The following is a 12,478-nucleotide window of genomic DNA, read 5'->3' on the forward strand; positions in this document are numbered from 1 at the left end:
CTCCCGCTCTGCCGATGGAATCCTATGCCTGACAGTAGGATTCCATCCCGTCGACGTCAACGCCACCTTTCCGGCCACGGTCCCCCGCCCACACCGGGCCGTCCGCCCACCGGCCCGGCGGCGCGGGCCCGCAGCGGGAGCGGCCTGCCGGCGCGGGGCCGGGCCCAGTCGCACGGGGGGTTCGCTGCCGCCGCATGCGCGGACCGCTGATGGATGCGGCTCACGGCCGTGTCGTCGAACGCGGGATCGCCGAGACGGCGCGGGGGATCCGATCTCCCCGTAGAGACGTCCCCCGCTCCGGCTCGACCCAGGAGCGGAGCACGGGTGCGTCTTCGAGTGGCCCGCCCTGAGAGAGTCCTACTCCCCGGCATGCATGGGGAGAGCGGGTGGAGCAAGATGGACGTATCCGGCGCCACCGAGCTGGAGAAGGCAGTGGTCCTGATGCCCGAGAAGGACGCAACGCCCCGCAGCAGGAGGCAACTGGCGCAGGCGGCTGCCGCTGTCACGCTGGCCACCTGCACGCTGTTGCCGGCCAACGGGTTCGCGTGGGCCGCGATGCAGGCCCACGCCACCACGACGGTCGCGGGCCCAGCCGCGGCGTCACCGGCGCAGACGCGATACGACCGGATCGCCATTCAGACGCTCAACGACATCGTGAACGGCGACATCACCGCGGCCACAGCCCGCTTTGACGCGACGACACGCGAGCTGCTGCCCCCAGACGCCCTGGCGGGGGCCTGGGCGACCTACCAGGACACGTTCGGACGCTATCGGTCACACGGGGATCCCAAGGCCGTCACATTCGGCGAGTTCACCGTTGTCAACGTGCCGCTGCGCATGGAACGCGGGCCCGGGGAGTTCCGCGTGACCTTCCACGAGGACGGAAGCATCGCTGGTCTGTGGTTCCTTGAGCCGGGAGTGCCGATCTCGTAGATCAACCTCAGTGCGGGGCTTCCTGTACGAGGGTGTCCACGCGATGCGAGGTGACGTTCGCGCTGCCGGCGATCACGGGCCACTGGTCCGAATGGGGCGGCCCCGTCGTGGGCCTCAAGCCACCCGGCCGCCCGGCCCGGCTCGGCCCGGCTCGGCCCGGCCCTGCCCAGCACCGCCCCCAGCCGTCCCGTCCCGGCCGGACGGCGCGGCCGATGCCGCAGGAGCCCCGGCGCGGCCGATGCAGCCAGAGCCCGGGCCGGCCGCCCGGCCCGGCCCCCGCCCAGCCCTGCCCAGCACCGCCCCCAGCCGTTCCGTCCCGGCCGGACGGCGCGGCCGATGCCGCAGGAGCCCCGGCGCGGCCGATGCAGCCAGAGCCCCGGCGCGGCCGGTCCGGCCCGCCGATCCGCATGCCCGCACGCTGTGGGGGCGCATACTCGCCCGGCGTGGCGGCACCCGCCCGCCCGTAGACCGCCGACAGGGCGACCAGGTGCACCATCCTCGCGGCCGAGCGTGCCGTGTCGCCGCCCGGCCGGCACAACGGCACCGGCCCGCCCGGCCGGCACAACGGCACCGGCCCGCTCGGCCGGCACAACGGCACCGGCCCGCCCGGCCGGCACAACGGCACCGGCCCGCCCGGCCGGCACCGGCCCGCCCGGCCGGCCGGTGCGCCCGCCCGGCCGGTGTGCCCGGCTCGGCGCCACAGGCTCGTCGGGCCCAGGGGATCGCCCCCGGGCCCGCCCGGCCGGCGTGCCTGCCCGGCCCTTCGCCGCAAGCTGGTCGGGCCCGGGGGATCGCCCCCCCGGCGCGGCCCGCCGGCCCAGCCGGTGCCCCAGGTCCGGCCCATCGGCCCAGCCGGTGCCCCAGGTCCGGCCCATCGGCCCTGGACCCCGGTCCGGCCCACCGGCCGACGAGTCCTACGGGAGCCCAGCCGCCCTACCGGGCCGTACGGCGAGGCCGACGCCGGAGCCCCTGCCTCGACCCTCCGGTCCGCAGGCTCGCCCGGCGGCGGCGGCGTCGTCGTTGGCCGGCCCTCCCGAGATCCACCGTCAGCGCGACCAGGTGCACCGGCCGTGCGGCCGGGCGCGCGCCGGGTCGCGGGCCCGGCAGCACCAGGCCGTCTCTTTCGGATCTTGCCGGGCCCGCGGTGCCCGGCACCGCACCTGGCCGCGTTGTCGGGGTGCCCGGGTACGTTCCAGTGCGCGGGAGCCTCTCCGCCTTGCCGTGAACGGCACCAGACTCCGCGGGCTCGGCTGACAAGATCCGAAAGAGACGGCCTGGGGCGCATGCCCGCCCGACACGCGGATCGCGACCCGCGCGGTCCTGCCCGTCGGTCCGGCCCGCCGGTCCGGCCCGGTCACGTCGGGGCGTGCGGCATCCGGGCCCGTCGGGCCCCGGTGCGGGCAGCCGGCCTGCCGGTCGGGCCCCCGTGTGGGCAGCCGGCCTGCCGGTCGGCGTCCGGGTCACGAGCCCCTCGCGTCGGCCCCCGTGTGGGCAGCCGGCCTGCCGGTCGGCGTCCGGGTCACGAGCCCCTCGCGTCGGCCCCCGAGCTCCTGAGCCGCCCGCCCCCGAGCCGTCCGCCCCCGAGCCGTCCGCCCCCGAGCCGGCCCCCCGGAGCCTCCCGCCCCGGAGCCTCCCGCTCCCGAGCCGGCCGCGCTGGCCGGTCACGGGGCCGGCGCCGCATCCGGGCCGCCGGGGTCGGCCGGGCCCGCTGCGCCGCCAGGTCGCCGGTGCGCCGTCTCCCCGCCCGCCTGTCCGGGGGATACCCGGCCGTGGGCCACTGCCCCGGGGCGTCCGGGCCTCCTGCGCCCTCGGTCGTCGACTCCGCTCGGCTTCCCGCCCGGTTGCAGGGGGCGCCGGCCAGGGGGTCGCCGGCGGAGGGCGCCCAAGCCGTGCAGGGCCGCCGCCCGCCTGCCCGGGCCGGTGCGGTTCGGCGGGCCGGCCCTCCTGACCCCGCGTGGCTGCCCGCGCGGGAGGGGCGGCGGGGGCCCTCCGGTTCGTTCCGGCCGGGCGGGATCGGGTTACGACTTGGGCTGCCGGCGGGCTATTCGCGCAAGCGGGGATCCGAAAAGGTGAACAATGCTCTACTCTCACGCGCATGTCGTGGACCCGCAGGTTCCCTGCCGTATCGTCGGCGCTCCTCGCCGCCCTCCTAGCCCTCCTGTCCCTCTTCGTCGCCGCGCCCCTCGCGAGCGCGCACGAGGAGCGCCCCGTCGAACTCCCCGACGGCACCGGCTCCGTACCCCAGTACCGCGCCGGTGAGCCGGACCTGATCGTCTGCAAGGCGGACCGGCCGGCCTTCGAACGCCGGATAGCCGCCTTCCCCGACGCCCTCAAGCAGCGCAACCTCGCCCTCTACGAGCGCTGCGAGAAGAACGGCTTCCGGCACCTCCAGGAAGCCGTCGACGCCGTGGACCGCCCGGGCGTGAACATCGCGATCCTCCCCGGCCTCTACGAGGAGGAGCCCTCGCTTCCCAAGCCGGTGGGGGAGTGCGCCGCGCTGACGGCGCCCAACTCCTCGCTCGGCTACCAGATCCTGACCTACGAGCAGCAGGTGGCCTGCCGCCACAACCAGAACCTCGTCGCCATCCTCGGCAAGACCGGCCTCCAGATCGAAGGCACCGGAGCGTCCCGGCAGGACGTCGTCATCGACGCCAAGTACCAGAAGCTGAACGCGATCCGCGCCGACAAGTCCGACGGCGTCTACTTCCGCAACTTCACCGCGCAGCGCACGACCTTCAACTCGCTGTACGTGCTGGCCGCCGACGGCTTCGTCATCGACGACGTCCTGACCCGCTGGAACGACGAGTACGGCTTCCTGACCTTCGCCAGCGACCACGGGCTGTACAAGAACTGCGAGTCCTACGGCAACGGCGACTCCGGCGTCTACCCCGGCAGCGCCTCCAACATCAACGACGGCCGCGGCTACGACGTCCCCCGCTACTCCATCGAGATCACCGGCTGCCGCAGCCACCACAACATGGTCGGCTACTCCGGCACCGCGGGCGACTCGGTGTGGGTGCACGACAACGAGTTCGACCAGAACATGGGCGGCGCCTCGATGGACAGCGCCTTCCCCGGCCACCCCGGACTCCCGCAGAACCACGCCCGCTTCGAGCGCAACCTCATCCACGACAACAACACCGACTACTACCGCTACGTGGCCGACGGCACCTGCGCCAAGCCCCCGGCCGAGCGCGGCTACGAGCAGGGCGTCGTCTGCCCGCAGATCTCCATGCCCCCGGGCACCGGCATCATCACCGCGGGCGGCAACTGGAACCTCTACGAGAACAACTGGGTGTACGGACACCAGCGCGCGGGCTTCTTCCTCTCGGCCGTGCCCGCCTTCATCCGGGGCGAGGAGAAGCTGTCCAAGCAGGCGGACACCTCGCACCACAACCGCTACGCCGCCAACATCCTCGGCAAGGACAAGTCCGGCGCCTCCCGCCCCAACGGCATGGACGTGTGGTGGGACGGCCAGGGCCGCGGCAACTGCTGGCAGTCCGGACCGGACGGCTCCACCCCGGGCACGCTCCCGCAGTGCGGTGAGCGCCGTGGGGCGGTCTCCGGCGGCTCGGCCCGCCTGGCCGGAGAACCGGTGAAGCTGGCCCAGCTCCTCGTCTGCGCCGACTACAGCGTCCAGGCGCGCAAACTCCCGGCCGGCTGCGACTGGTACGGGGCCCGTGGCCTCCAGCGGGTGGAAACCCAGATCGCCCTGGCCGTCGCGGCGGTCCTGCTCCTGGTCGGCGGCCTCTTGTGGTGGCGCCGGCTGCGCGCCTCCCGGCTGGGCACGGCGGCCACCCTGCTCGGCCTCGCGGGTCTCGCCCTGGACGTGGCGGGCTCCACCATGGGGCTGGTCGCCGGCTTCGTCCCCGCTTTGGCGCTGCTCTGCCTCGGCCTGTGGTGGACCGGCATCGGCGTCGCCCTGCGCCCCGCCCGCCCGTGGCTGGCCCGCCTGACCCTGCTCCTGGGCGCGCTCACCCTCCTCGACGCCTTCGACAAGGCCGTCCTGATGATTCCCTGGATCCCGCTCAGCCCCGCCTGGATACGGGCCCTCGTCGCGGTGGTGTGGACCCTGTGGGCCGTCATCGCCGCGGCCCGCCCCGGCGGGGCACCGGCCGCCCCGGCGGGCCCCGGCGGCGACCCGGATGGCGACCGCGTCCCCGTCCCGGCGGGCCCGGCCCCGGCTCTGAGCGCCGAGGCGGGGCCCGGTCCCGGTCCCGGTCCCGGTCCCGAGACCGAGACCGAGGCGGAGCCCCGCGCGGCCGAGGGGGACGCGCGGTGAGCGACCGCTCCGAGAGCCGGGTCCGGTGCGACGTCTGCGATACGCCGCCGCGCCGGACCCGGCGGGCGGGCCGCACCGCCGCGCTCCTCGCCCTCGTGCTGCTCCTGGCCGGCGGCGCGGCGACGGGCTGCGGCGGTCGGGCCACCACCCACCACAAGCCCGGCACCAGCCACGAGCAGGCCTCCGGCGACGTCGGCACCCTGCTCACCGCCGACGACGGCGCCGGCCACCGGCTCCGCGAGGTCCCGGCCGAGGGCGCGCCGGAGGTCCAGCTCACCGCCCGGCCGGACTCCGAGGACGGCTGGAACCTCCAACTGGCGGTGAAGAACTTCCACTTCACCCCCGACAGCGCCGGCGGCGCCGCCCTCCCGGGCGCCGGCCACGCGCACCTGGAGCTGGACGGCCGCAAACTGGCCCGCCTGTACGGCCCTTGGTTCCACCTGCCCGCCGCGCAGGTGCCCGAGGGCGTACACACCCTGACCGTCCGCCTCTACGCGGACGACCACACGGCCTGGGCCGTCGCGGGCAAGCCGGTCGAGGGCACGCTCCAGCTCACCGCGGCCGCCGGCCAGGCCGGCCACGGCCACACCCCGCCCGCACCCTCGGCCTCCGCCCCGCCTCCGTCCCCGGAGGCGGCGCGGGCCGACCGTACGGTCACCATCACCGTCCGGGGCGGCAAGGTCACCCCGGCCCCGGGCCGCGTCGAGGTCGCTCGCGGCGAACGCGTGGCCCTGCGCGTCACCAGCGACCGCGCGGACACCCTGCACGTCCACGGCTTCGACAAGGAACTCGCCCTGCCGGCAGGCCAGGAGGCCACCCTGATCCTTACGGCTGACCGAACGGGCCTCTTCGAGGTCGAGACCCACGAGTCCCACCTCGTCCTGACCCAGCTCCTCGTCCGGTGAAGCACCCGACGCGGCGACCGCCGAACCCCACCCGCTCCGGTCCGCTCATGGCCCCACGCCCCCCTGCGGACCCGGTCCCGCGCCCGCAGGAGGCCCCGGCCCCGAGGGCCCGGCGATGACCCCGGCCGTCACGGCGCCGCCGCCGGCCTGGCCGGCCGTGCCACCGCTCGCGCCGGGCACGGCCCCGTACGCGGCGCCCGGTGGCGGATACGGCCAGGGCGTGGTCCAACACCCGGCCGATCCCCTCACCCTGCTCGCGCACGGCATCGGATCCCAGCACGATCTGCCCATCTCTCCCTTCTACGCGTTCGCCGGGGCCTTCACCGCGCTCTTCGTCTCCTTCCTCGCACTCGGCCTCCTGTGGTCCGCCTCCCGCTTCCGCGGCGACCGCTCCGGCATCGCCCTGCCCGCCGGGCTCCAGCGGGTGGCCGACGCGCCGGCCACCCGTACCGCCCTGCGCGGGCTCGGCCTGGCCGCCGCGCTCGCCGTACTCCTGCACCTCCTCCTCGGTCCCGACGACCCCGCCCGCAACCCCGCTCCCGGCGCCGTCTACGTACTCCTCTGGGTGGGCCTCGTGCCCGCCTCCCTCCTCCTCGGTCCCGTCTGGCGCCTCCTCAATCCGCTCCGTGCCCTGCACCGCGCGCTCTCCCGGCTGTGGCACCCGGAGGTTCGCCCGCTCCCCGCCCGAGTCGGGCAATGGCCCGCCGCCGCCGGTCTGTTCGCCTTCACCTGGCTCGAGCTCGTCTCTCCCGATCCCGCCTCCACCACCACCCTCCTGTCGGTTCTGGCCGGTTACGCCACCGTCCAGCTGCTGCTCGCCGCCCGCTTCGGCGAGCGCTGGTTCGCCGACGGAGACGCCTTCGAGGCCTACTCCGCGCTTCTGGCCCGGCTCTCCCCCCTCGGCCGCCGCAGCGACGGCCGCCTTGTCCTCCGTAACCCCTTCCACGGACTCGACGCGACGCCCGAGCGGCCCGGACTCGTCGCCACCGTCTGCGTCCTGCTCGGATCCACCGCCTACGACGGCTTCTCCGACAACCCCTCGTGGATCAACGCGATCCAGACCTCCCCCCTCGGCCGCACCGCCGCGGCCACCCTCGGACTCCTCGGCTCCGTCGCCCTCGTCGCCGCCCTCTACTGCCTCTGCGCGGCGGCCACCCGCCTCGTCTGCGGCCCGCACCCCGGCCCGCTGACCGCCTTCGCGCACTCACTCGTACCGATCGCGCTCGGCTATCTCGTCGCCCACTACTTCTCCCTCCTGGTAACCGAAGGACCACGCACAGTAAGCATGGCATTCGGCACTGACAACGCCCCGGAACCCTTGTCACCACTGGGTCCCGGCGGCCTCGCCGCCCTCCAGGTCGTCGCCGTCGTCACCGGCCACGTGCTCGGAGTGATCGCCGCGCACGACCGCTCCGTACGCCTCTTCCCGCCCGCGAAGGCCGTCGCCGGACAGCTGCCGCTGTTCGCGCTGATGATCACTTACACGGTCGGCGGCCTCAGCCTGCTGCTGAACTGACGCCACGGAAGAGGTACCGCCGCCCACCCGTGAACCGAGGAGCGGCATGATGGACCCCGTGTCCCCAGCCCATCCCCTGCGCCGCACACCGATCCAGCAGCGCAGCGCCGACCGGCTCGCCCGGATCCTCGACGCCTGCGCCGAACTCCTGGACGAGACCGGGTACGAGAACCTCAGCACCCGGGCCGTCGCCCTGCGCGCCGGCGTGCCCATCGGCTCGGTCTACCGGTTCTTCGGCAACAAGCGGGCCATGGCCATCGCCCTCGCCCACCGCAATCTCGACAGCTACGCCGATGCCATCGAGGAACGTCTCGCCGGCCTTCCGGCCACCCACTGGCGGCCGGTCGTGGACGTGGTGCTCGACGAGTACCTCGTCATGAAGCGCAACGTACCCGGCTTCGCCCTCGTCGACTTCGGGGTGCCCGCGCCGCCTCCCGACGGGCCGGCTTCCGACCCCAACCACCTCGTTGCCGTCCGCCTCACCGAACTCCTCGGCGGCCACCTCGACCTCACCCCGGACGCCGCTCTGGAACGGGCCGTCCTGGTCGCCGTCGAGGCCACCGACGCCCTGATCCAGCTGGCCTTCCGCAACGATCCGGCCGGCGACCCCGACATCGTCGCCGAGACCCGCGCGATGATGCACGCATACCTCGCCCGCGTCCTGGACTGACGCACCCCTCACTCCTCACCCCTCCGCCTTCCGCCCTTCTGACTTCCCCCTCGGCCTTCCGCTTTCCGGGCGCACCCTTCGCATCCGGCCGGGCATCCTTTCGTGCGGTCCGGTGCCGCCGACCCCTCCCCTCCCTCCCTACCGGTCGGTATGCTCGGTGCCGCCCGGGCGCCCGTACGGCCCGCGCGCCCGTGCCGCAGCCTGCAGCCCCTGGAGGGCCCATGCCCCGCACCGCCCTGCGCATCTGCCCCCTCTGCGAAGCCACTTGCGGCCTCACCCTCACCATCGAAGGCACCACGGTCACCGGCGCCCGAGGCGACCGTGACGACGTCTTCAGCCGCGGCTTCATCTGCCCCAAGGGCGCCGCCTTCGGAGCCCTCGACGCCGACCCCGACCGGCTGCGCACCCCCCTCGTGCGGCGTGGCGGACGGCTCGAGGAGGCCACCTGGGAGGAGGCCTTCGAAGCCATCGCCGCCGCCGTGCCCGCTCTCGTAGGGGAGTACGGAGTCCAGTCGGTCGGCGTCGTCCTCGGCAACCCGAACGCCCACACCATGGCCGGCCACCTCTACCCGACGCTGCTCCTCAAGTCCCTCGGCACCCGCAACCTCTTCACCGCCAGCACCCTCGACCAGATGCCCAAACACGTCTCCAGCGGGCTGCTCTTCGGCGACCCCCTCGCCATCCCGGTCCCGGACCTGGACCGCACCGACTTCTTGCTGCTCCTCGGGGCCAACCCCGTCGAGTCCAACGGCTCCCTGTGCACCGCCCCCGACTTCCCCGGCCGGCTCAAGGCGCTGCGCGCCCGGGGCGGGACCCTCGTCGTCGTCGACCCGCGCCGCACCCGCACCGCCAAACTCGCCGACCGCCACCTCGCTCCGCGCCCCGGCAGCGACGCGCTGCTGCTCGCGGCCCTCGCCCACACGCTGCTCACCGAGAAGCAGACAGCCCTCGGAGCGCTCACGGAACTCACCGAAGGGATCGGGGAACTCACCGAAGCGCTCGGTAGTTTCACTCCTGAGGCCGTAGCCCCCGCCTGCGACCTCCCGGCCGAAGGGATCCGCGACCTCGCCCGCGCTCTCGCGGCCGCGCCGACAGCCGCCGTCTACGGGCGGATCGGCAGCAGCACGACGGAGTACGGCACGCTCGCCAACTGGCTGGTCGACGTGCTGAACATCCTGACCGGCAATCTCGACCGGCCGGGCGGGGCACTGTTCCCGCTGTCCGCGACCGACCGCGCACCCCGGGCGGCCGGGCCCGGCAAGGGCTTCAGCCTCGGCCGCTGGCACAGCCGGGTCAGCGGCCACCCCGAGGTCAAGGCCGAACTCCCCATGGCCGCCCTGGCGGAGGAGATCGAGACCCCGGGGGAAGGGCGGATCCGCGCCCTCGTCTCCATCGCGGCGAACCCGGTGCTGTCCGCCCCCGACGGCCGGCGCCTCGACGCGGCTCTGGCCGGGCTCGACTTCATGGTCAGCGTCGACCCGTACCTGAACGAGACCTCACGCCACGCGCACGTCGTCCTGCCCCCGCCGCCGCCCTCGCAGAGCGCCCACTTCGATTTCTCCTTCAACACCTTCGCCATCCACAACCAGGTCCGGTACTCGCCACCCGCCGTCCCGCTCGAAGAGGGCCGCATGGACGAGTGCGAGATCCACGCGCGCCTCGTCCTGGCCGTCTCCGGCATGCACGGAGCCGACCCGGAGGCTGTGGACGACCTGGCGATCCAGGCCACCCTCGCCAGGGAGAGCACCGATCCGCGCTCCCCGCTGCACGGGCAGGACCCGGCGCGCCTCGCCGGACTCCTCGCCGGAGCCCGCGGCCCCGAGCGCCGCCTCGACCTGATGCTCCGGCTCGGCCCGTACGGGGACCGCTTCGGCGCGGAACCCGCCATGCCCGCGGACGCCCAGCCGGGCGCCGCCGACGCCGCGTCCGCCGACGCCGCTACGGAACCCCGCGCGGGCGCGGCCGACGGCACGCCCGGCCTCGCTCCCCGCCTGGGCCCCGGCCTCGGCCTGGAGCGGCTGCGCGCGTACCCGCACGGCATCGACCTGGGTCCGCTGCGGCCCCGGCTCCCGGGCCTGCTGAAGACGCGCAGCGGCAGGATCGAGCTGCTGCCGGAGCCGATCGCGGCCGAGCTGCCCAGGCTGCGCGCGGCGCTCACCGCCCGCCCCGCCGCCCTGGTGCTCGTGGGCCGCCGCCACCTGAGGTCCAACAACAGCTGGTTGCACAACGTCCCGGCCCTCGTGGGAGGTTCCAACCGCTGCACCCTCCAGGTCCACCCGGACGACGCCGCCCGGATCGGCCTCGCCGACGGTGCTCTGGCCAAGATCACCTCGGACGGCGGCAGTCTGGAGGTCCCCGTCGAGGTCACCGACGCGGTCCGCGCCGGCGTCGTCAGCCTTCCGCACGGCTGGGGCCACGACCGCGCCGGCACCCGCCTCTCGGTGGCCGCGGCCGTGCCCGGGGTCAACGTCAACCAGCTCCTCGACGGCACCAGGCTCGATCCGCTCTCCGGTACCGCGGTGCTCAACGGTTTCCCCGTCGAACTGACACCCATCCCCTGAGCTGGGGTTTTGCTCGTATTGCTCACGCGTGGACGTCTTGTTGGCCCCAGGAGGAGGCGCCTAGGTTCCCCCCATGCTGACCTTCCTCGGCTTCGCCATGATCGCGACCTTCCTGGTCCTGATCATGCTGAAGAAAATGTCGCCCATCGCGGCGCTCGTCCTCATCCCCGCGCTGTTCTGCGTGTTCGCCGGACAGGGCGCGCAGCTCGGCGGCTACGTCATCGACGGGGTCGGCAAGCTCGCGCCGACCGCCGCCATGCTGATGTTCGCCATCGTCTACTTCGGGGTGATGATCGACGTCGGCCTCTTCGACCCGGTCGTGCGCGGCATCCTGCGCTTCTGCAAGGCCGACCCGATGCGCGTCGTGGTCGGTACGGCCGTCCTCGCCGCGATCGTCTCGCTCGACGGGGACGGCTCGACCACCTTCATGATCACCGTCTCGGCCATGTACCCGCTCTACAAGCGGCTCGGCATGAGCCTGGTGGTGATGACCGGAGTCGCGGCCACCGCCAACGGCGTCATGAACACCCTGCCCTGGGGCGGCCCCACGGCCCGCGCCGCCACCGCCCTCAAGCTGGACGCCGCCGACATCTTCGTCCCGATGATCCCCGCGCTCGCGGCAGGCCTCCTCTTCGTCTTCGTCCTCTCCTACGCCCTCGGCCTCAAGGAGCGCCGCCGCATCGGGCTGCTGACGCTCCCCGGCGACGCGGAGCCGGCCGGGGAACTCGTGGTCGCCGCCGGTTCGGGCGCGGCCGACGGGGGCAGGCGTACACCGGCCGCCGCGCCCGCCGGATCCACGGGCTCCGCCCCGCCCACCCCGTCTGCCGGGGCCGGCGCGGATTCCGGCGCGGACGCCCACGGCGCGGACGCCCACGGCGCGGACGCCCACGGCGCGGACGCCGGCAGCGCCCCCGACGAGGACGGCTTCCAGGGCCTCGACCCGCGGCGCGCGACCTTGCGCCCCCGCCTCTACTGGTTCAACGCGGGCCTCACCGTCGCGCTCCTCACCGCCATGATCATGGAGCTGCTCCCCATCCCGGTGCTCTTCCTCCTCGGCGCCGCCCTCGCCCTGACCGTGAACTTCCCCCACATGCCGGACCAGAAGGCCCGGATCGCCGCCCACGCCGACAACGTCCTGAACGTCGCCGGCATGGTCTTCGCCGCCGCCGTCTTCACCGGCGTCCTCACCGGCACCGGCATGGTCAAGCACATGGCCGACTGGCTCGTCGGCGCCATCCCCGAGGGCATGGGTCCGCACATGGCCCTGGTCACCGGCCTGCTGAGCCTGTCCCTCACCTACTTCATGTCCAACGACGGCTTCTACTTCGGCGTCCTGCCGGTCCTCGCCGAGGCCGGCGCCGCCCACGGGGTGTCTCCGCTCGAGATCGCCCGCGCCTCCCTGGTCGGCCAGGCCCTGCACATGTCGAGCCCGCTGGTTCCGGCCGTCTACGTCCTCGTCGGCATGGCGAAGGTCGAGTTCGGTGACCACACCCGTTTCACCGTGAAATGGGCGGCTCTGACCTCCCTGGTGGTCTTGGCGGCAGGGATGCTTTTCGGCATCATCTGACCCTCTCCGCCCCTGGCGCCCGCAAAACTACCGGCGCTAGTTTG

The 12,478-nt window shown here is 74.2% G+C and carries 7 protein-coding genes; all 7 read left to right on the forward strand.

Translation table 11 applies throughout. From position 1 onward, the window contains the following. Positions 1–396: 396 nt before the first annotated feature. The 7 genes from J7F03_RS08420 (at position 397) to J7F03_RS08450 (ending at position 12,434) form a co-directional block, all read left to right on the forward strand. Complete coding sequence (locus J7F03_RS08420; RefSeq protein ID WP_214948025.1) at positions 397–933, forward strand: DUF3887 domain-containing protein; 537 nt, start codon at positions 397–399, stop codon at positions 931–933. Between the two features lie 2,095 nt (positions 934–3,028). Next, a complete protein-coding gene (locus J7F03_RS08425) occupies positions 3,029–5,215 on the forward strand; it encodes a right-handed parallel beta-helix repeat-containing protein (RefSeq protein WP_214948026.1) in 2,187 nt (728 codons plus the stop codon). Beyond that, entirely contained in the window at positions 5,212–6,120 is a 909-nt protein-coding gene (locus tag J7F03_RS08430; protein ID WP_374104287.1) for a hypothetical protein, read from the forward strand. Before J7F03_RS08425 ends, J7F03_RS08430 begins: the two co-directional genes overlap by 4 nt. Before the next feature lie 115 nt (positions 6,121–6,235). Beyond that, positions 6,236–7,636, forward strand: a complete 1,401-nt coding sequence (locus J7F03_RS08435) for a hypothetical protein (protein WP_251071599.1) — start codon at positions 6,236–6,238, stop codon at positions 7,634–7,636. Positions 7,637–7,685: 49 nt separating this feature from the next. Further along, positions 7,686–8,306 carry a TetR/AcrR family transcriptional regulator gene (locus J7F03_RS08440; RefSeq protein ID WP_214948327.1) on the forward strand — a complete coding sequence of 207 codons (621 nt, stop codon included), beginning with the start codon at positions 7,686–7,688 and terminating at the stop codon, positions 8,304–8,306. A 221-nt stretch (positions 8,307–8,527) separates the two neighbouring features. After that, a complete protein-coding gene (locus tag J7F03_RS08445; protein WP_214948027.1) occupies positions 8,528–10,867 on the forward strand; it encodes a molybdopterin oxidoreductase family protein in 2,340 nt (779 codons plus the stop codon). Between the two features lie 73 nt (positions 10,868–10,940). Next, positions 10,941–12,434, forward strand: a complete 1,494-nt coding sequence (locus J7F03_RS08450) for a CitMHS family transporter (protein WP_214948028.1) — start codon at positions 10,941–10,943, stop codon at positions 12,432–12,434. The last annotated feature ends 44 nt before the right edge of the window (positions 12,435–12,478 follow it).

The sequence above is a fragment of the Streptomyces sp. ISL-43 genome (assembly GCF_018614195.1).
Lineage (GTDB): Bacteria > Actinomycetota > Actinomycetes > Streptomycetales > Streptomycetaceae > Streptomyces.

What these genes read in the sequence shown, in the direction of transcription:
- J7F03_RS08420 (WP_214948025.1), top strand. Translation starts at nt 397, where the DNA reads ATGGACGTATCCGGCGCCACCGAGCTGGAGAAGGCAGTGGTCCTGATG.
- J7F03_RS08435 (WP_251071599.1), top strand. Translation starts at nt 6,236, where the DNA reads ATGACCCCGGCCGTCACGGCGCCGCCGCCGGCCTGGCCGGCCGTGCCA.
- J7F03_RS08450 (WP_214948028.1), top strand. Translation starts at nt 10,941, where the DNA reads ATGCTGACCTTCCTCGGCTTCGCCATGATCGCGACCTTCCTGGTCCTG.
- J7F03_RS08425 (WP_214948026.1), top strand. Translation starts at nt 3,029, where the DNA reads ATGTCGTGGACCCGCAGGTTCCCTGCCGTATCGTCGGCGCTCCTCGCC.
- J7F03_RS08440 (WP_214948327.1), top strand. Translation starts at nt 7,686, where the DNA reads ATGGACCCCGTGTCCCCAGCCCATCCCCTGCGCCGCACACCGATCCAG.
- J7F03_RS08445 (WP_214948027.1), top strand. Translation starts at nt 8,528, where the DNA reads ATGCCCCGCACCGCCCTGCGCATCTGCCCCCTCTGCGAAGCCACTTGC.